Source organism: Thermincola sp. GK-1 (genome assembly GCF_059412445.1).
The window spans coordinates 1-18,883 of sequence record NZ_JBSQAT010000013.1 but is presented as its reverse complement, the minus strand read 5'-3'; the positions used below and the strand labels follow the sequence as shown (position 1 = coordinate 18,883).

Genomic DNA, 18,883 nt, shown 5'->3' with positions numbered 1-18,883 from the left:
AAACAGACCTATTTGTGCAAGTCTACAACCCGCGCTTTACAGTATGTCCGGTAAACCTTGGTTATCTCCACCGGGACCGTTTCCCCGATTAAAGCACTGGCGCCTTCCACATCCACAATGAAACCGTTAACCCGGCCTATACCGTCGTATACGTTGGAAGCATGCGGTTCCTCAATTCTGACCTCCAAAATCTGCCCAGGGCGTACGGGAACACCTATAGCCTCAATTTCTGACTGGGAATAGAGAGCCCTGATATTTATAACTTCCTGGTGGTAGTGTTCGCATCCCCGGATAAGGATACTTTTCTTCGTTTTGGCTTCCAACTCCCTGAGTTGAGCACCACCGCTGCCTATCAGCAGAGAAGCTACTGATGGGTGGACCTCAACCAAAATCGCTTCCGCACTGGTATGCTGGGCAAGCTTAAAAATTTCATTCTTCGCCCGAATGCTTATTGTCTCTTCTGATAAAACTTTACCCCGGCCGTCACAATAAGGGCATGGTTTTAACAAGACGTTCTCCAGTCCTTGCCGGACTTTTTTCCTGGTCATCTCAACTAATCCCAATTGTGTCAAGCCAAGTACGTTGGTCTTGGTCTTATCTTTGCGTACTTCCTCTTCCAGTTTCTGTAGTACCATCCGCTGGTGTTCCTGGTCAGGCATATCAATAAAATCTACGATGATAATGCCTCCGATATTTCTCAACCGAAGCTGGCGGGCTATCTCTACGGCGGCATCAAGGTTGGTTTTCAATACCGTATCTGCCAGATTGGTGGACCCCACATATTTGCCCGTATTTACATCTATAGCTGTCAGGGCTTCTGTCTGGTCAATAACAATATATCCTCCACACTTAAGCCACACCCTGGGCTTAAGAATTTTTTCAATTTCCTCGTCAACGCCAAACTTTTCAAATAAATTATCCTGTTCGTAAAGGGATACTCTGCTCTTTAACTGTGGCGTTGTAAGCTCCATTAATTCCAGTACTTTTTCATATTCATAACGGGAATCAATAACCAGGTTATCAATATCTTCTGTGAAAATATCGCGCAAAATGCGCTGGACCAATTCCAGGTCCTTATGTATCAGGTTAGGGACCGGACCGTGACATGACCGGTTCTGAATCTTTTTCCATAACTTGGTCAATACCGTGACATCCTGTACCAGTTCTTCTTCGTCCATACCCTCGGCAATGGTCCGGACTATCAACCCCATATTCGCCGGCTTTACTTTTTCCGCCAGGGCTTTTAGCCTCTCCCGCTCACTTTCATTCTCTATTCGCCGGGAAATTCCTATGTAGTCTACGGTAGGCATTAATACCAGGTATCGGCCCGGTAATGTAATATGAGTAGTAACCCTGGCCCCCTTAGTGCCAATTGGTTCTTTAGCAATCTGAACCAAAATTTCCTGGCCCTCTTTCAAAACATCGGTTATATTGACATGGTAATTGCTTTTAGCCTCTTCGTCTGTTGTCGTCCTGGGCGGCACCGCATCTTCCACAAACAGGAAGGCATTTTTTTCCAAGCCAATATCTACAAAAGCGGCCTGCATACCGGGCAGCACATTTTCCACCTTTCCCTTATATATATTGCCTACAAGCCGTTGGTTCAGGGATCTTTCTATATATATTTCCACGACTACTTTATCTTCCAAAACGGCTACCCTGGTTTCCTCTTCCCGTACATTGACCAGTATCTCCTTTAACAAATTATCACCCCCTTCTACGACCAACAAATATCATGGTGAAACGCAGGCGAAAACTATTTACCACAGAGATTTCCATGCCGCTAACGCGCCACCAACAGAGAATGAAAATGTTTATTTCCAGGGTAGGGCACAGAGAACACGCAGAAACACTTTTTACAATTCTCCGTGTCCTCTGCGTACTCTGTGGTTTAAATTGCTTTCACACACTGAATAACCTGGTTCTGTGCACCCGGGCAAAATCTTTATCCAGGGGCAGGCCGAGGGAAATTAGTCCGCTTAAAACATCTTCCGGTCGGACATTACCCTCCGTACCTGTCTGCAAAACCATTTCCAGCATAATATCGTTCCCCTCCAGCCAACCCCGTAAAGAATATACTCCTTTTCTGATATCTCTCTCCCGCAAGCCTTTCTTGGTCTTTTTTTCCACAACAAGCGCATCTTTTCCAAGGAAGGATTTAATAGCTTCCTGCAATAACTGATAATGTATAACTGCGCCCGGAATGGCCTGCACACGCACCAGATATTCGGAACGGTTGATAACTGCCATCAGAGCGGGTTGTTTGTCATGACAACGGTTCACTGCGTTGACCTTTATGCCGGGAGGCAGCGCCTTTTCCAAACGCTGCTTAACCTCCGCCGCCGGTAGTTCTTCCTGCAATTCTAAATCTACCAGTTCACAGGCGCTGGTTACCCCGACGGGTAATGCTGAAGCAAAGGCTATCTTCGGATGCGGGTTGAACCCTTCGGAAAAAGCCACCGGAATCTTCGCCCTGCGCAATGCCCTTTCAAAAGCCTTCATAAAATCCAGGTGGGATATAAACCGCACCTCTTCGCCTTTACAAATCTCCAACCTATACCGGGCCACAGGCTTCCCTCCCCTTAATGTCCAAATCGACTCCCAGATTCGGGCAGACCCCACACCCTGTACACCTGTCAAAACGACAATCAAGGGTAGTCGCTCCTTTAAGAGCGGCTTCATATTCCTTGGCTAAAAACTTCTTACCGACACCGGCATCGATATGATCCCACGGTAAAACTTCCTCCACACCAAATCTACGGCAGGCAAAAGCTTCCGGAGTTAACCTCACATCAGCAAAGGCGGCCATCCATTTATCATAGGAAAACTGCTCATTCCAACTGTCGAATTTGCATCCCCTGCGCCAGGCAGCCTCCAGTACCCGGCCCACTTTTCGGTTCCCCCGCGAAAACACTGCTTCCAAAAAACTCAGTTCCGCATCATGCCAGTTAAATTTAATTTTCCTGTTTTTTAACAAGCCGGCTAAAAACCTTTGCTTTTCTTTTAAAGTATCAATATCATTCTGAGGTTCCCACTGAAAAGGCGTATGAGCTTTAGGTACAAAGGAAGAAGCGCTGACGGTAACCTTCAGCCTGCCTGCCTTTGCGCCAAGTTCGCGCTGACCCAAAGCTACGACCTTGCCGGCCAGCTCGGCAATACCCCGTAGGTCTTCCTCTGTTTCCGTGGGGAGACCAATCATGAAATATAGCTTAACAGCCGTCCACCCTTCTTTGAAAGCGGCACCGGTAGCAGCCAGTAGGTCTTCTTCAGTCACGCCTTTGTTAATCACATCTCTGAGTCTTTGGGTCCCCGCTTCAGGCGCAAAAGTCAGTGTGGGCCTCCTGACCCGCTGGACTTCTTTGGCCAATTCTATGGAAAAAGCATCTGCTCTGAGGGACGGCAGGGAAACGTTGACTCCATGTCCACTATAGATATCCAACAATTTCTTCAGGGTTTCCTCCACACAGGAATAATCGGCGGTGCTCAGGGAAGATAAAGAAATCTCATCGTACCCCGTATTTGCCACCAGTTCCTCGGCCTGCCGCAGTAAGGTCTCCGGACTTTTCTCCCGTACCGGGCGATAAATCATACCCGCTTGGCAGAAACGACAGCCTCTGCTACAGCCTCTGAGCACCTCAAGCATGATCCGGTTGTGCACCACCTCCAGGTACGGCACAATAGGACTGGTAGGGAAATCAGCTTCATCAATATTTCTGACCAGGCGCTTGGTGACTTTCGCCGGAGCATTGGGGTTATTGGGTCTGATCCCGGCAATGGCAGCATCGTCTTTATAATCCACGTCGTAAAAACGCGGCACATATACTCCCTGCACCTGGGCCAACCGTTCCAGGAGGCCGGTTCTGGAGAGTTTTTCCTGTTTGGCTGTTTTCACGACATCCAAAACCTCGTAGAATACCTCTTCCCCTTCCCCGATAACAAAAGCATCAATAAAGTCAGCCAAAGGCTCAGGATTGTAGGCACAAGGCCCGCCCGCGATTACCAGCGGGTAGGATTCGTCCCTATCCCCGGCCCTTACGGGAATACCGGCCAGGTCCAGCATATTGAGGATGTTGGTAAAACTCATTTCATACTGCAGGGTAAAGGCCACTATATCAAATTCCTTTACCGGTTTATATGACTCCAGGGCGAAAAGTGGTATATTTTGCTGCCGGAGCAATTCCTCCATGTCAACCCAGGGGGCAAATACCCTTTCCATCAAGGTGTCCGGGCGTTTATTAACTACATGGTACAGTATTCTCAACCCCAGATGCGACATACCTATTTCATAAACGTCGGGAAAAGCGAAAACCACTTTCAGGTCCACCCGATCCCAATCTTTATGTATAGAATTCAGCTCTGTCCCCAAATAACGGGCAGGTTTTAGAACTTTCGGCAGTAACCGGTTCCGAATAAAATCACGCATCATAGCAAAGCCTCCTGCATCAAGTGTTTACCTGGTTATCAGAAGTAATTCCTCAGATTAATATACCCAAATTTGAGCCTAATCAGGCTGGAAGCGCTTTAAAAAGTTTCTACAAAAAGTTATAATTTCCTTTTTTCATTTCTACAGTTCTCCCAAGGTCATGTTTATTTTTCCCTCCAAAAGTTTACTTATAATCTCGTGCTCTGAAAAGACCCCGGTAATCCGCTGCCCGCTGTCTACCCTCACGACCAGGTTATATTTCTGGGGTACAAAATGCCGCACCAGTTCCTTTAATTGCACATCTTCCAGAGCAACCACATGCCGGGCAAGCATTAACCGGCGGACAGGCAGGTCCTGTTGCTTACGGTTTAGGTACCTGATAAAGGCAAACATGATTGAACCTTTGTCCCGAAAGTTTTCAAAGGCCAAAAAAACTCCTATCACAATCAAATTGATGCCGTTTAACCCAAGAACTAACCTGCCTGCACCCAGGAAAACCATGAGCAGGGAAAGAATAAGGGAAACCTTCCGGGCACGGTCAGTTGCTCCTGTCAGGCCGAACCTTTCCGTTAAAAGAGCGCGGTAAATCCTGCCGCCGTCTAAAGGATAGGCCGGAAGGAGGTTAAAAAGGCCTAAGGTGAGATTACACTCGATAAAAAAAGGAACCCACCGTTGGTTCCATATCCCTAACCCCTCCAGCATGTAAAGCAAACCGATAATCAGGAAGTTGGCTAAAGGCCCGGCTAAAGAGATAAATATTTCCGCGTAAGGATCTCCCTCCAACCCTTGTTCTAGCTTGGCTACTCCCCCATACGGCAGTAGTTCCACTTCTGTAACCCGGAATTTATAGTTCAAGGCAGTGATCACATGAGCCAGCTCATGTAAGAGGACCACGCCGAAAACAATTAAGCCTTCCCGGTACTTTCCGGTCAGAATTAGCACTAAAAATAAAACCAGAAAAAAGGTATTTACCTTGACATTAATCCCAAAAACCTTGGCAATTTTCATGTTGACACTTCCTAAGGCTAACGGGTTGCCGCTGTAAAGACGCTGAAGGGATCGACGGGTTTACCAAACCAGATTACCTCAAAATGCAAATGATTTTCCTTGTCCTCACCGTCACCGGCAACTTTGCCGATTACCTGCCCGGCATGAATTTCTTCCCCTTCTTCGACCAGAACTTCGCCTACATTCACGTAATTTGTCATCAACTGCTCATCGTGCCTGACTAAGATGCACTTTTCCCCCTTGTCGCCCATGTAAATACGTTCTATATTTCCACCCGCGACAGCCTTAATGTCTTGATTGGCCTCTGCCGCGATATCAATACCCCGGTGAAATTCAAAAAACTGCTTACCGTCATCAAAGACCCATCCGAAGGGAACCGTAATTTTCCCTCCTACCGGCAGTTGTGGGCCAATTTGGTCCGAAATCTTGGTTATAACCGGCTTAGGCTCCTCATTTGCCGTGTTTTTATCATTTGGCAAAGTAAAATTAAGATATGGCGAAGCCAGCTCACTTATTTTATTTATCACAGGAGAAAAATCCATTTCTTTGTTGAGCAGGTATTTCACCCCACTGCCAACCTTTTTGGCCAGGGGAAAATGCAGGCTGTTTAAACCCCAAACCATTAAAAATATCAATATAGAAACCGTAATCTGCCTGGCCAGACGAAATTTATTATTTCGTTCATTTTTCAGGTAAGGAATCCTTTTCCGCTGGGGAAACCGGGGCAAATAGTTACGGTAGTTAAGAGCTTGAGGCTCCTCTGAAAAAATTTCTGAATCATGAACAAATCTTATCCGCGGTTTAGGTTTTACCAAGGCTTCCTGTTTTTCGCTCATGGGCCGTCCCTCCATGAAATAGCAACTCTCTGGTAAATTAATTATATTGGAGAACCTGCCTGATTATGACAAGCCTTTTCTCTTCATGCTACGGACAAAGAAAAAAAAAGCAGTGCCTTCTCCTCAAACTGAAAGGGAGAGGGCACTGCCCTTTTGGGCTTGTTTTCCCTTAAAACATTATTTTTTCCCGGCGCAGGTTAACGTTCAGTAATAGCCCTATGGCCGTGAGATTTGTCAGCATGGCGCTGCCACCATAACTGAACAGAGGTAACGGGATACCGGTTATCGGCATTATACCTGCAGCCATACCAACATTGACCAGCAGGTGAAAGGTAATCATGGATACTATACCTGTAGCAATAAGAGTGCCAAACATATCTTTGGCATTATACCCTATCAGCACGCCCCGGTAAACCAGTATAAAAAACAATAACAGCAATGAAGCGGCTCCTGCAAAGCCAAGCTCTTCACCCACAACAGAAAAAATAAAGTCTGTCTGCTGCTCGGGAAGGAAATTTAATTGGTTCTGCGTCCCGTGATACAGGCCCTTGCCAAAAAGTCCTCCGGAGCCCAGCGCCACCTGAGACTGAATAACATGGTACCCGGCTTCCCTGGGGTCCTGATAAGGGTCAACAAATATGGTCAACCTTTTCAGTTGGTAGGGTTTGAGTGGTTTATCCCATCCTAACTGGAGCTGTCCAAATAAGACAATACCAACCAATAATGCCCCAATTAATATCACTATTAGCAAATGAAGCGGACGCGCTCCACCGATGAACAGCATCCCAAACAGAATACCGATGAAAACCAGGGCAGTGCCCAGGTCAGGCTGTGCCATAATAAGCAGCATGGGAATCCCTACATGGATAAAACAGGGAATAAGATCCACAAACCGTTCAAGTTTCCCTTGCTTCTTATCAAGATAATTAGCAAAGGTAATGATGATAAACAGTTTGGCAAATTCGCCGGGCTGCAGCAGAAAAGGACCAATCGGAATCCATAATTTGGCCCCATGGGATTCTTTCCCCATTACGGGCACAAGTAATAACAGCAAAATATTTAATATATAAAGATACCTGGCATAATTGCTTAAACTGTTATAGTTGATTCTAAGCACTATCGCAATGGAAATAAAACCAATGATGACCCAGAGAAGCTGTTTCTTCACATAACCGAAGGGGTCATCACCTTTACCGGCCGTAATGTGTGTGGCGCTGCTTAAAATAACCAGGCCAAAAACGATAATAATTAAAACAGTAATTAAAAGGGTGTAGTCAAAATTTCTCAACAGTTTTTTTTCCACAAACATGAACTGGAACGCTCCTCTGTTATTTTGGTAATAGCCTTTCGGCCCTACATTAATTATAACAGAAAAGCCTAAATAGTCCACTTATTAAAAGCCGGCGCCAAAAGGAAAAAATTGGGGGTTACCCAATTTTTTCTTCCAGATTGATTCTTTTCATCCCTAAGACGGGAATGTTTGCATATAAAGCCACACTGTGATCGTCCAAGTTATTGAAGTTTACTTCCAGCGCTTTTTCGTCAATATCCATATATTTGGATATAACCGCTATCAGGTCTTCCTTCAAATTTTCCAAAAGCTGCGGCGATACACTGGCCCTATCCTGAACCAAAACAAGGCGCAATCTTTCTTTGGCCACATTTTTACTGGCCGTGGACTCTTTTCCAAATACCCTGTATAAAAAATCCAGCAAGACCCTTTCCTCCTCCCCGAATGGGTTTTTATCTGAACCGTATCAGGCTCTTTAACTTCTCAACAAAACCTCCCTCAGCTTCCAGGTTCATAAACGGAACATCCTGGCCCGTTATCCGCTTGGCGATATTACGATATGCCTGTCCTGCTTTGGAATTATTGTCCAAAACTGCCGGCTCGCCCCTGTTGGTTGATACCACAATCATTTCGTCTTCCGGTACAACCCCAATCAGGTCTATGGCTAAAATATCAATAATATCCTCAATTCCCATCATGTCGCCTTTTTTAACCATTTTCGGTCTTAACCGGTTGACTATAAGTTTGGGGCTTCTTAAATCTGATGCTTCCAACAAACCGATAATTCTGTCCGCGTCCCTTACGGCGGAAACCTCCGGGGTAGTGACCACAATAGCCCTTTCCGCACCGGCTATGGCGTTTTTGAAGCCTTGTTCAATACCCGCCGGGCAGTCAATGACTACATAATCAAATTCTTTTTTCAGTTCAGCGCAAAGTTCCTGCATTTGCTCCGGAGTTACTGCCGTCTTGTCCTTTGTCTGCGCGGCAGGCAGCAGATGTAAACCCTCAAATCGTTTGTCTTTGATTAAAGCCTGCTTGAGACGGCATTTTCCATGAGTCACATCAACTATGTCGTACACAATTCTGTTTTCCAGGCCAAGTACTACATCAAGGTTTCTTAACCCAATATCAGTGTCAACCAAAACAACTTTATATCCCAAAGCAGCCAATCCGGTTCCAATATTGGCGCTGGTAGTTGTTTTTCCAACCCCTCCCTTTCCAGAGGTAATTACCAGAACTTCTCCCATACTTTTGTCCTCCTCTTTTCGTGATGTTAACCTATCTTCATTTGTTTATCCTGTCCGATTTGATATGCTTCGATCGTTACGACACCATCTTTGATTCTGGCTATTTCCGGCTGATCTGGAGAACCATAGTCTCCATCCGGTGCCCTCGTGATATGGTTAGCTATTCTGAGTTGGGTGGGCTGTAACTTAAAGGCAGCAACCGTTGCAGTTTCATCCCCGCCGGCTCCTGCATGAGCCACGCCCCGCAGAGAACCCATGATAATGATATTACCTCCGGCAATTACTTCGGCTCCCGGATTGATATCCCCCAACACAACCACATTGCCGTCAAATTTAATAGATTGGCCGGAACGCAGGGTTCGCTTAATCAGGATCGTATTTTCATCCCCATCAGGCGCGATTGCAAAAGTATTTTTAGTTTGGAGGCCATGGTCATTTTTCTGGGAAGTCATCCCTTCACCCTCGCTGTCCATTTCCAGGGTAAGCTCACTGTTTTTTCCCTTCCGAAGCAATAATTTCTTAGCTTTGGAACTTTTGTTCTTCCGCAACCGAATCCCCTCCTGGGTTTATTCCCATTAACGTTTCAATATTTCCCATATTCACCAGCCAATTTCAAAAATTAATGTTCTACATGCGTGAGCCAAATCCTTCAAGTAAATAGAAAAAAAACGAGGTCTTTTTGCCCCGTTTTTCTCAAAAATTTAGACAAATTGCTCTATTCCTCTGCATCACGGCCGCTATTGTTTTGCTGCTGATTGACTTTAAAATATGCGGCTAAAACATCCCGGGCCACATATCCCGCGGAACTCCCCCCGTGCCCGCCATATTCGACAATGGCCGCTACTGCCACCTGCGGATTATCATAAGGGGCAAACCCGACGAACCAACCATGGTTATCACGTTCCAGGCCTGTTTTTGGGTCTTTGCCCGTCTGGGCGGTTCCTGTTTTACCGGCAACCTTTATAGGAAAACCGGCAAACACCGACGCTGCTGTACCACCCGGTTCCGTTACCGCTGCCATACCCCGGCGAATAACAGCCAGAGTTTGCGGAGACACATCAACCTTTTGCATTACCTCCGGCTTGTTCTGTTTGACAACCCTGCCCTGATAATCAGTTATCTTATCGACAATATATGGTTTATAACGTATGCCCCCATTGGCAATAGTTGCGATGTAATTAGCCATCTGCAGCGGAGTATAGAGGTTATCACCCTGGCCGATAGCCATGATAACGGTCTCAAATTCCCGCCAGTCTACCAGCCAGTATTTGTCGATCTTATACTGGGCCCGCTTCTGGCGCAATTCTGATTCTTTCTTCCTTTCGAGAGATTTTCTTTCGCGCTCAGACTGGGCATTGGCTATTAACTTATCATATTTTTCTTCTATGGCTTTATATTTCTTCTCATATTTCTCCTTGAGGGGCCCTTCGTTTAATTGTCTCTTCCACTCAGGGGTAGGTACACGGCCCGTTTTCTCACCGGGCAAATCAATGCCTGTTTTCTGGCCCAGGCCATACTGCAGCGCATACTTCGCAATATTCTCCACTTTGGCCCTCAATCCCATCTGGTAGAAGTAAACGTTGCAGGATACCTGGATGGCTTTAACCAGGTCAACCCGGCCGTGACCCGACGGTCTCCAGCATTTATAAGAACGCCCGTATAAAAATACGGAACCCGAGTCATAAATGGTATCGCTGGGCCGGGCTTTTTTCGTTTCCAAAACGGCCGTTGCAGTAACCATTTTGAAGGTGGACCCCGGTGCATAGGGCATCATGGCCCGGTTGTTAAAGGCAGGAAAAGGATTATCAGGGCTGAAAAGCGCTTCAGATTGAGCCTTAGTAATTTTACCGTTAAATATATTAGGATCAAAACCTGGTTTACTGGCCATAGCCAATACCTTACCGGTCCTGACGTCCAGCAACACTACGGCCCCGGCCCTGGCATTGGGATATTTTTTGTCGGTGCCCTTAGTCTGCAACTGATACAAAACCCTGTCGAGGGCTTCCTCAGCCGCCTTTTGCACGTTAAAATCAATATTGAGGATAAGGTTATTACCGGCAACAGGCGGCCTTATATCCAGCTCCCTAACAGGATGCTGGTTCCGGTCCACTTCTACCTGTCGGTCCCCGTCCACACCCCGCAATACACTTTCGTAAGTATTTTCCAGTCCGGCCTGGCCGTATCTATCACCTAATTTGTAACCTTCGTTTTTCTTGGCCTCCAACTGTTCTTTTTTGATCTCCTGAATATACCCCAATATATGAGGAGCAAAATTACCGTAAACGTACTGCCGCATAGGTTCCACGTTTATTTCCACGCCCGGCAGTTCCTGTCGGCGTTCTTCGATTTTAGTAACAATGTCCAGGGGAACATCCTTTTTTATTTTTATAGGCTCGAATTTCCTGACATTGGCGTCATTTATAGCCGCATTTATTTCCTTTGGGTCCATACCTAGAATAGCGGCCAGTTTTTTTACCACTTCCTCCTGGTTCTTTAAACCAAGGTAGACAATAGAAACGCTATAAACAGGCCGGTCTTTCACCAGTACTTTTCCATCCCGGGTTCTGATTTCACCCCGCGGGGCAGGGATAGAGACAAATTTAATCCTGTTCTGCTCCGACATGGTTTTGAATTGTTCAGTCTGTATAAGCTGAAGATACCCCAAACGAGATATGAGGATAATAAAGATTACCGCAACCAACGCTAAAAATATTTTTAATTTCACTTTTACTACCTTTGTTGGCATAGGTATAATACACTCCTGTTGAACAAATTTTAATAATCAGGTTGCCGGAAAAATCTCTTCTGGGTAGATTTATAAAACTTGCCGTAAATAAAAGGGGATAAACAGGAATTATAAATAAGGGTGGGAAAAATAACATTTTGGAAAACAGCGACATAATTAGCAGGGAAACCTTCTATACTAAGGCCCAGCAAAAAGACCAGGCTTTGGTTTAACCATGTGGCGGCAATAACCGTTAAAATAGGAATGAAAAAGTTTTCCTTATAAACCTTCTTTTCCAGCAGACCGAAAAGAAAGCCGGTCACTAACATAGGAAAGGCATTTAACCCAATAAAGTGTCCGAAAAATATATCTTCTGTCAAGCCACCGATCAATCCTGCCAAAACCCCTTCTTTGGGCCCTTTTAACAAAGCATAGAAAACCACAAAAATTAAAATTAAATCCGGCTTAACACCGGCAACGGGAAAAAAGGAAAAAACGGTGGATTCAATAATGTAGCTGATAATAAAAAGGAAAGTAAGAAAAGCGTAACGCAACTTTACTCCCCCTCTGCCAGGCCGGAAGTTTCCGGAGCAAATATCTGCTTAATAATAAATACTTCTTCAAGCCGGTTAAAATCAACAAAAGGACGTATCAAAGCCACTTTTACCAGACCGTTGGATTGAGTCTGAATTCTTACTACCCGCCCTATAGGCAATCCCTTTGGAAATATTCCTCCCAGCCCGGAAGACACCACCACCTGGTTTTCCCTGATAGGAGCATCTTTGGGAATGTGAATCATCCTGACATAGCCGGAATTATCAGATAATCCCTCTACAACGCCCGGCGTTCTGGTGACCTGGACAATACCGCCTACAGCGCTGTTGTTATCCAGGATTAAAAGGACATCGGAGGAATGTTCCGCCACATTGATAATTCTTCCGACCAATCCTTTATCAGTGACTACCGCCATATCTTTTTTGATACCGTCCGCATTGCCCCGGTTTAAAGTGATGACCTTAAACCAGTTGCTGGGGTTATGGCCGATTACGGATGCCGCTACAAGCTGGTAATTACCGGCGATTGAATCTTTGAAGTCCAGCATTTCCCTCAATCTGAGGTTTTGGTATTCATACTCTTTTAGCAGGTTATTCTGTTTTTGCAGCTCCGCTATCTGCTTCTTCAGTTCATCATTTTCCTTTTTGATTTTGCCGAAGGATAACAGAGCCGACATATTTTCCGATATACTATTGGTTACCTTCATAACCCCGGCCTGAATCGGAGAAATTAGGTCTTTTACTATCTCTTCCGCTTTGGTAAGGCCCTGCCTGTCGAATGACGTGTAATGTATAAGAACCAATACACCTATAACAACTACCAGGACCCCCATTGTATACCTGTTAAACAAGTACCGGAACAATGGGATCCCGCCTTTCTAGCTGATTTTTTTGGGCGAAATTAATACTCTTTTGAGCACGTCAAGGTTTTCCAACACTTTACCTGTCCCAAAAGCCACACAGAAGAGAGGCTCATCTGCCACATGGACAGGCATGCCCGTCTCTTCGCTGACCAGTTTGTCCAGGCCTCTTAACAGAGAACCTCCACCAGCCATGACAATTCCCTTATCCATAATATCTGCGGCCAGTTCCGGCGGAGTCTTTTCCAAAGTCACCTTAATTGCTTCAAGAATGGCGCTTACCGGTTCTGATAAAGCTTTATACACTTCCTCTGAGGTAATATTTACTGTTTTGGGCAAACCTGTGACCAGGTCTCTCCCCCTCACTTCATAGCTTTCAGTTTCGGGGAAAGGGTAAGCGGTACCGATTTTAATCTTGATCTCTTCCGCAGTACGTTCTCCGACCATTAAATTATAAGTACGTTTGATGTGCTGCATAATGGCTTCGTCCATTTCATCTCCACCGATACGTATGGACCGGCTGGTAACGATACCACCCAAAGATATGACTGCCACTTCACTGGTTCCACCGCCAATATCAACAATCATATTGCCCGTCGGCTCATGAACCGGAAGCCCGGCACCTATAGATGCTGCCATGGGCTCCTCGATAAGATAGGCTTCCCGGGCGCCCGCCTGCAGGGCAGCTTCCCGGACAGCCCTTTCTTCCACAGCGGTAACTCCCGACGGAACGCACACAACCACCCTGGGCCGCACCAAAAACGAGCGTTTTTTCAGCGCTTTGGTGATAAAGTACCTTAACATACTCTGTGTTGTGTCAAAGTCAGCTATTACTCCATCCTTCATAGGCCTGATGGCCACTATATTACCCGGCGTCCGGCCAATCATCTGCTTGGCTTCTTCACCAACGGCCAAAACCTGGCCCGTATCCCTCTGAATAGCGACGACGGAAGGTTCGTGCAGAACTATGCCTTTGCCCTTCATATAGACCGATGAATTGGCAGTTCCCAAATCTATGCCCATATCCTTAGAAAACAACCCAAACATTTCTTTAAAGGTCCCCTTTCAATTATGGTGATTTTTGTTTTGACGCTAGATTAAACCCTCTTGTTTCAAGCTGGTAAAATTATTATCTCCCAATATTACATGATCAAGTACTTCTATACCAATTATTTCACCAACCTCAACCAGTCTCTTGGTAATTAAGATATCTTCTTTGCTGGGGTGCGGGTCACCACTGGGATGGTTATGAGCGACAATTAACGCTGCGGCGCTTTTTTTAATAGCACTTTTAAAAATTTCCCGCGGATGGACCAAAGAAGCATTGAGATGCCCTATGGAAACGGTTTCAATGTTTAGTACCTGGTTCTTTGTATTTAACATGATGGCCAGAAAATGTTCCCTGTCGTAATGCCTCATCTTCTCCATAAGAATGCCCGCCACATCTTCCGGGGTCCTGATAGTATATTTCTTTTCCCCGGCTAAAAGGCTCAGTCTGCCGGCCAGTTCCAAAGCAGCTTTTACCTGGGTGGCTTTGGCCAGTCCAATTCCTTTAATGCTGCTTATTTCCTCCACGCTGGCTCCCACCAGTTCCTTCAATCCTCCAAAGGCGCTGAGCAATTGGGACGCCAGTTGAACCGCAGTGCAGGTCCTGGTCCCGGTCCCCAACAGGATGGCGATCAGCTCAGCATTGGATAAACTGCCCGGCCCCTCAGTTAAAAGCCTCTCCCTAGGTCTTAGTTCCTGAGGCATTTCTTTAATTGTTACATGGTAACCGGTAACTCCCAAAATTTAAACGCCCTCTCTATTATTATCTTTCCTGAAACGAAGAATATCAACGCCAAATCCTTTGAGTATTTCTGCCAATAATGGAATAGGCAGACCTACCACATTAAAATAACAACCTCTGATACCTGCCACAAATAATCCTCCTAACCCCTGAATACCGTACGCGCCGGCTTTGTCCATCGGTTCTCCTGTGGCAACATAAGCATTGATATCATCATCTGATATGTTTTTAAAGCAAACTTCCGTTTCCTCAAAGGCTTGCACCGTCTTGCCGTCTTCGGCGTCAATCACAGCTAACCCTGTTATTACCTGATGTGTTGTACCTCGCAGTGCTTGCAGCATGTTGACAGCATCGGTTTTATCTTTCGGTTTGCCTAAAACATGGCCGTTTAAAACAACAATAGTATCAGCGCCGATTACAATTCCGGAAGCAAACTTACCGGCCACATTTTGAGCCTTTTGCAAGGCCAAATTCATGGCCGTGTCAGCGGGAGTCATGGCGGCAGGTATTTTTTCATCAATTGCACTGACCTGTACTTGATAAGGAAGACCGACGGCATCCAATAACTCTCTGCGCCTCGGCGAAGCAGAAGCCAAAATAATTTCTTTCATTTACTTAATCCCTGCCCTATAATTTACGGTATATAATATACGCCAGGAAAAAACCAAGCACAGTGGCTATATTTATTTTGAGGGTAAAACCCAGAGTAACGGACATAACACTAAGGTTTATAGTCGTGGGCGGGTTAATTCCCACAGAAATTGATTTCATAATCTGCGGGAACCGGTCACCCAGTAATTCACCGGCTATGCTTCCCAAAAGTCCGCCGATGACAAATAACAGCGCCAGCGCCCAGGGACCATGATAACTTTTCAAGCCCTTCATCTGAAGCCTCCAACATAAAATATGTTTAACCCTTCAACATAAAAATAGAGCCCTCACTTCTTATCTTCCCTTATGTGGGTTCAACTATGCCAAAATTCTTGATATATGGTTAGGCTCTCATTTCAGTGTACCATTTTTGACATTTAATGACAAGCTAAACTGCAAATTCTTTAGTATTTTAACCCCGAATAAGTATGTACCTTTATAGGAGACAGTCAGCACGGAGGAGGGAGCAATCTTTCAACGCAAAAAAGCCAGGTAGAAATCTACCCGGCTGCATCGAGAACAGGCCTTTAGGCAGGTAGTACCCATTCATGAACGGGCTGTTTTTTCATCAAGTGCTGGCGAACTATATGTTTTACTTTTTCGGGGTCCACATTTCCATATAATACCGTTGGCAGGCCAGGCAGTTTCACCTCTACCAGGGGCTCATAAGAACATGCCCCTTTGCAGCCAACAGGCACCAATACGGCATCACAACCCACCTGCTTCAGTTCCTCCCCGAACGCTTGGAACACATGGCGAGCGCCCGCTTTTATGCCACAAGTGCCCATGCCCACAGTGATGCGGGGTTGTGCTGAATCCGGGGCGAGTTGTTTCTCGGCCAGAGCGGTTTGCTTTAATTGTTCCAATTCCTGTAAATTCACCCAATTCACCCCCCGATAAAAGACAATTGTTTGAAAATTGTTACTAAAGCTTTCGACATCATTACGAAAAAACCTTTAAATTGTTCTCTGCCTTATTATGGGTAAGGTGGAAAAATAAAATTGGGTGGTTTGCGCCTACTTCCTTATTGCCCCAAAGGGGCATTTTTTAAGACAAGCTTCGCACTTGGTGCATTTTTCCGGGTCAATCTCATGGGTCTCCCGAGGCTTGCCTTTAATGGCCCCAACGGGGCATTCCCTGGCACATAAACCGCACTTTTTGCATTCTTCAGGAATTATCCTGATGCGCGAAAGTTTTTTGCAAACTCCTGCCGGGCACACCTTGTCCCGGACATGAGCCATATATTCGTCTTTAAAATAACGTAACGTGCTGAGAACCGGGTTTGGGGCTGACTGGCCTAATCCGCACAGGGACGTTTCTTTGATGCCCTCAGCCAGTTCCTGCAGCAGGGGAATATCATCTTCTTTCCCCTTACCTTCTGTAATGCGTTCCAGGATTTCCAGTAACCTCTTTGTACCGATCCGGCACGGCGTACATTTGCCGCAGGATTCATCACGGGTAAACTCCAGGTAAAACTTGGCTATATCTACCATGCAATCGCTTTCGTCAAGAACGATCATGCCCCCGGATCCCATCATGGAACCGAGTTCCAGCAAAGTATCATATTCGATGGGCGTATCCAGCAAATGGGCCGGAATGCAGCCGCCTGAAGGCCCTCCTGTCTGGACAGCCTTAAGGTTTTTCCCGTCGGGAATACCACCGCCGATGTCATAAATGACATGGCGCAGGGTTGCCCCCATGGGAACTTCTATTAAACCGGTGTTATTAATCTTACCGGCTAAGGCAAACACCTTGGTTCCCCTACTTCGCTCGGTGCCAAATTGCGTAAACCACTCGGCCCCGTTTAAAATAATGGCGGGAATATTGGCCAGGGTCTCCACGTTATTGATAAGTGTAGGGTTCCCCCAAAGGCCTTTTTGGGCCGGGAAGGGCGGCCTGGGGCGGGGTTCCCCCCGGTTGCCTTCTATGGAGGTTATTAAGGCTGTTTCTTCTCCACATACAAATGCGCCCGCCCCCAGGCGTACCTCTATATCAAAGGCGAAATCCGTCTCAAAAAGGTTTTTCCCCAACAGCCCCAGTTCCCTGGCCTGCTCAATGGCATGGGAAACCCGCTCAACAGCAATGGCATATTCGGCTCTTACATAAACAAAGCCCTGGCGGGCCCCAATAGCATAACCGGCAATAGCCATTGCTTCCAGGACGGAATGGGGATCACCTTCTAAAATACTCCGGTCCATGAATGCCCCCGGGTCTCCTTCGTCGGCATTACATATGACGTATTTGGTGTCTCCGGAGGATTTGGCAGTCAGTTCCCACTTAAGACCTGTCGGGAACCCTCCTCCGCCGCGGCCTCGCAAGCCGGATTTTTTTATTTCGGCGATAACCTGATTCGGCGTCATTTCCTTTAAAGCCTTCCCCAAGGCCTTATAGCCGTCTTTGGCTATGTATTCGTGGATATCGTCGGGATTAATCTGGCCACAGTTGCGTAACACTACTCTGGTCTGGTTCCTGAAGAAGTTGATGGCATCAAAACCGGTCTTTTTCTCTTTAGTTTCCGGCTCCCGGTACAGCAGGCGCTCAACAATGTTTCCCTTTTTTATGTGTTCCTCAATTATTTCTTTTACGTCACCCACGGATACTTCGCAATACATAACGCCCCCCGGGTGAATCAAGATAATAGGCCCACGGGCACAAAAGCCAAAGCACCCCGTATGCACAATCCGGACCTGGTCAGCCAGCCCCGCTTCATCTATTGCTTTTTCTAAAGCCTTGTATACCTCCCTGCTCTCCGAAGAAACACAGGCTGTCCCGTGACAGATCAGGATATGAGAACTCTTAGTCATTGCTTACCTCCTTTGCAACGTGCCAGCATCTATTTTTGCTGATATTCCCTGATAATTTCACTAAATTGTTCAACGGTAAGCCGCCCCTTCACTTCCTCACCTATAGTAACCACGGGGGCCATACCGCAAGCGCCAACACACCTGGTCGTTTCCAGGCTGAACAGGCCATCTCTGGTTATTCCACCCGGTTTCAAGCCAAGCTCTTTATCAAGCCAGCCCACCAGCTCCCCTGCTCCTTTAACATAACAGGCTGTACCCAGACAGACACCAATATCATGCTTGCCTTTCGGAACTAATGTAAAACGACTGTAAAAAGTCACAACCCCGTAAACATCGGCAAGCGGCAGGCCCAAACCTTGTGAAATACGGTATTGAACCTCCTCCGGCAGATAGCCGAATATTTCCTGGGCCTTGTGTAAAACAGGAATCAGGGCCCCGGGCGTTCCCCTATACTCTTCTATAACTTTATCAAGTTCCGCAAACTGCGTTTGTCGGCATTGGCCTTCACAATTTTCCCCCATTTTTTCACCCCTAAATATTAAAACTATTTATATAACAAACTAATTGTAGTTTGCCTTATGCGCCGTTTTTGTATACTTTAGGTTTGCCGGGCGCACCAGAACAAATTCGCCTATCGGCGATTCTTTCTTGAACTATACAAACGATTCACTATTATAGGGTTGGCTAATGCCAAC

The 18,883-nt window shown here is 46.2% G+C and carries 19 protein-coding genes; all 19 read right to left on the bottom strand.

All coding sequences use genetic code 11. The features are described 5' to 3' along the window. Positions 1 to 8: 8 nt before the first annotated feature. The 19 genes from ACSNJE_RS12050 to ACSNJE_RS11960 all read right to left on the bottom strand — a co-directional run bounded on the left by ACSNJE_RS12050 (position 9) and on the right by ACSNJE_RS11960 (position 18,709). Positions 9 to 1,703: an Rne/Rng family ribonuclease gene (locus tag ACSNJE_RS12050; RefSeq protein ID WP_052218059.1), complete on the bottom strand. Its 1,695-nt coding sequence runs from the start codon at positions 1,701 to 1,703 to the stop codon at positions 9 to 11. A 199-nt stretch (positions 1,704 to 1,902) separates the two neighbouring features. Continuing rightward, entirely contained in the window at positions 1,903 to 2,568 is a 666-nt protein-coding gene (locus tag ACSNJE_RS12045; RefSeq protein WP_474660446.1) for a TIGR03936 family radical SAM-associated protein, read from the bottom strand. Further along, positions 2,555 to 4,426 (bottom strand): TIGR03960 family B12-binding radical SAM protein, encoded by a 1,872-nt coding sequence (locus tag ACSNJE_RS12040; protein ID WP_152909013.1) that lies wholly within the window; start codon positions 4,424 to 4,426, stop codon positions 2,555 to 2,557. The genes ACSNJE_RS12045 and ACSNJE_RS12040 overlap by 14 nt, the downstream gene beginning before the upstream one ends. 138 nt (positions 4,427 to 4,564) lie before the next feature. Then, entirely contained in the window at positions 4,565 to 5,431 is an 867-nt protein-coding gene (locus ACSNJE_RS12035) for a M50 family metallopeptidase (protein WP_495252741.1), read from the bottom strand. Positions 5,432 to 5,448: 17 nt separating this feature from the next. Further along, complete coding sequence (locus ACSNJE_RS12030; protein WP_495252740.1) at positions 5,449 to 6,267, bottom strand: M23 family metallopeptidase; 819 nt, start codon at positions 6,265 to 6,267, stop codon at positions 5,449 to 5,451. A 169-nt stretch (positions 6,268 to 6,436) separates the two neighbouring features. Continuing rightward, entirely contained in the window at positions 6,437 to 7,576 is a 1,140-nt protein-coding gene (gene rodA / locus ACSNJE_RS12025) for a rod shape-determining protein RodA (RefSeq protein ID WP_052218065.1), read from the bottom strand. A 118-nt stretch (positions 7,577 to 7,694) separates the two neighbouring features. Continuing rightward, positions 7,695 to 7,982 carry a cell division topological specificity factor MinE gene (gene minE / locus ACSNJE_RS12020; protein WP_013121371.1) on the bottom strand — a complete coding sequence of 96 codons (288 nt, stop codon included), beginning with the start codon at positions 7,980 to 7,982 and terminating at the stop codon, positions 7,695 to 7,697. Positions 7,983 to 8,010: 28 nt separating this feature from the next. Further along, on the bottom strand, positions 8,011 to 8,805 hold the full coding sequence (minD, locus tag ACSNJE_RS12015) for a septum site-determining protein MinD (protein WP_013121372.1): 795 nt from the start codon (positions 8,803 to 8,805) through the stop codon (positions 8,011 to 8,013). Positions 8,806 to 8,831: 26 nt separating this feature from the next. Further along, positions 8,832 to 9,317: a septum site-determining protein MinC gene (gene minC / locus ACSNJE_RS12010; protein ID WP_495252766.1), complete on the bottom strand. Its 486-nt coding sequence runs from the start codon at positions 9,315 to 9,317 to the stop codon at positions 8,832 to 8,834. A gap of 203 nt (positions 9,318 to 9,520) precedes the next feature. Continuing rightward, positions 9,521 to 11,551 (bottom strand): penicillin-binding protein 2, encoded by a 2,031-nt coding sequence (gene mrdA, locus ACSNJE_RS12005; protein WP_495252739.1) that lies wholly within the window; start codon positions 11,549 to 11,551, stop codon positions 9,521 to 9,523. 29 nt (positions 11,552 to 11,580) lie between these two features. Continuing rightward, positions 11,581 to 12,084: a rod shape-determining protein MreD gene (gene mreD, locus ACSNJE_RS12000; RefSeq protein WP_461569340.1), complete on the bottom strand. Its 504-nt coding sequence runs from the start codon at positions 12,082 to 12,084 to the stop codon at positions 11,581 to 11,583. A gap of 2 nt (positions 12,085 to 12,086) precedes the next feature. Then, positions 12,087 to 12,947 carry a rod shape-determining protein MreC gene (mreC, locus tag ACSNJE_RS11995; protein WP_013121376.1) on the bottom strand — a complete coding sequence of 287 codons (861 nt, stop codon included), beginning with the start codon at positions 12,945 to 12,947 and terminating at the stop codon, positions 12,087 to 12,089. Between the two features lie 15 nt (positions 12,948 to 12,962). Then, positions 12,963 to 13,991, bottom strand: coding sequence for a rod shape-determining protein (locus tag ACSNJE_RS11990; RefSeq protein ID WP_013121377.1), 1,029 nt, complete (start codon positions 13,989 to 13,991; stop codon positions 12,963 to 12,965). 45 nt (positions 13,992 to 14,036) lie between these two features. Beyond that, complete coding sequence (gene radC / locus ACSNJE_RS11985) at positions 14,037 to 14,732, bottom strand: RadC family protein (protein WP_013121378.1); 696 nt, start codon at positions 14,730 to 14,732, stop codon at positions 14,037 to 14,039. Positions 14,733 to 14,735: 3 nt separating this feature from the next. Continuing rightward, positions 14,736 to 15,344: a Maf family protein gene (locus ACSNJE_RS11980; protein WP_052218069.1), complete on the bottom strand. Its 609-nt coding sequence runs from the start codon at positions 15,342 to 15,344 to the stop codon at positions 14,736 to 14,738. Positions 15,345 to 15,360: 16 nt separating this feature from the next. Continuing rightward, positions 15,361 to 15,618, bottom strand: coding sequence for a DUF4321 domain-containing protein (locus ACSNJE_RS11975; RefSeq protein ID WP_013121380.1), 258 nt, complete (start codon positions 15,616 to 15,618; stop codon positions 15,361 to 15,363). A gap of 293 nt (positions 15,619 to 15,911) precedes the next feature. Continuing rightward, positions 15,912 to 16,265: a (2Fe-2S) ferredoxin domain-containing protein gene (locus ACSNJE_RS11970; RefSeq protein WP_041587809.1), complete on the bottom strand. Its 354-nt coding sequence runs from the start codon at positions 16,263 to 16,265 to the stop codon at positions 15,912 to 15,914. A 135-nt stretch (positions 16,266 to 16,400) separates the two neighbouring features. Further along, entirely contained in the window at positions 16,401 to 18,188 is a 1,788-nt protein-coding gene (nuoF, locus tag ACSNJE_RS11965; protein WP_495252738.1) for an NADH-quinone oxidoreductase subunit NuoF, read from the bottom strand. Between the two features lie 29 nt (positions 18,189 to 18,217). Further along, the gene (locus ACSNJE_RS11960) at positions 18,218 to 18,709 is read right to left on the bottom strand and encodes an NADH-quinone oxidoreductase subunit NuoE family protein (RefSeq protein WP_013121383.1); all 492 of its coding nucleotides are present in this window, start codon (positions 18,707 to 18,709) and stop codon (positions 18,218 to 18,220) included. Positions 18,710 to 18,883: the final 174 nt, after the last annotated feature.

Coding starts and splice junctions, on each gene's coding strand:
- ACSNJE_RS11980 (WP_052218069.1), bottom strand. CDS start 15,344: ATGAAAGAAATTATTTTGGCTTCTGCTTCGCCGAGGCGCAGAGAGTTA.
- ACSNJE_RS12035 (WP_495252741.1), bottom strand. CDS start 5,431: ATGAAAATTGCCAAGGTTTTTGGGATTAATGTCAAGGTAAATACCTTT.
- nuoF (WP_495252738.1), bottom strand. CDS start 18,188: ATGACTAAGAGTTCTCATATCCTGATCTGTCACGGGACAGCCTGTGTT.
- ACSNJE_RS11990 (WP_013121377.1), bottom strand. CDS start 13,991: ATGTTTGGGTTGTTTTCTAAGGATATGGGCATAGATTTGGGAACTGCC.
- rodA (WP_052218065.1), bottom strand. CDS start 7,576: ATGTTTGTGGAAAAAAAACTGTTGAGAAATTTTGACTACACCCTTTTA.
- mrdA (WP_495252739.1), bottom strand. CDS start 11,551: ATGCCAACAAAGGTAGTAAAAGTGAAATTAAAAATATTTTTAGCGTTG.
- minD (WP_013121372.1), bottom strand. CDS start 8,805: ATGGGAGAAGTTCTGGTAATTACCTCTGGAAAGGGAGGGGTTGGAAAA.
- ACSNJE_RS11960 (WP_013121383.1), bottom strand. CDS start 18,709: ATGGGGGAAAATTGTGAAGGCCAATGCCGACAAACGCAGTTTGCGGAA.
- ACSNJE_RS11975 (WP_013121380.1), bottom strand. CDS start 15,618: ATGAAGGGCTTGAAAAGTTATCATGGTCCCTGGGCGCTGGCGCTGTTA.
- ACSNJE_RS12030 (WP_495252740.1), bottom strand. CDS start 6,267: ATGAGCGAAAAACAGGAAGCCTTGGTAAAACCTAAACCGCGGATAAGA.
- ACSNJE_RS12040 (WP_152909013.1), bottom strand. CDS start 4,426: ATGATGCGTGATTTTATTCGGAACCGGTTACTGCCGAAAGTTCTAAAA.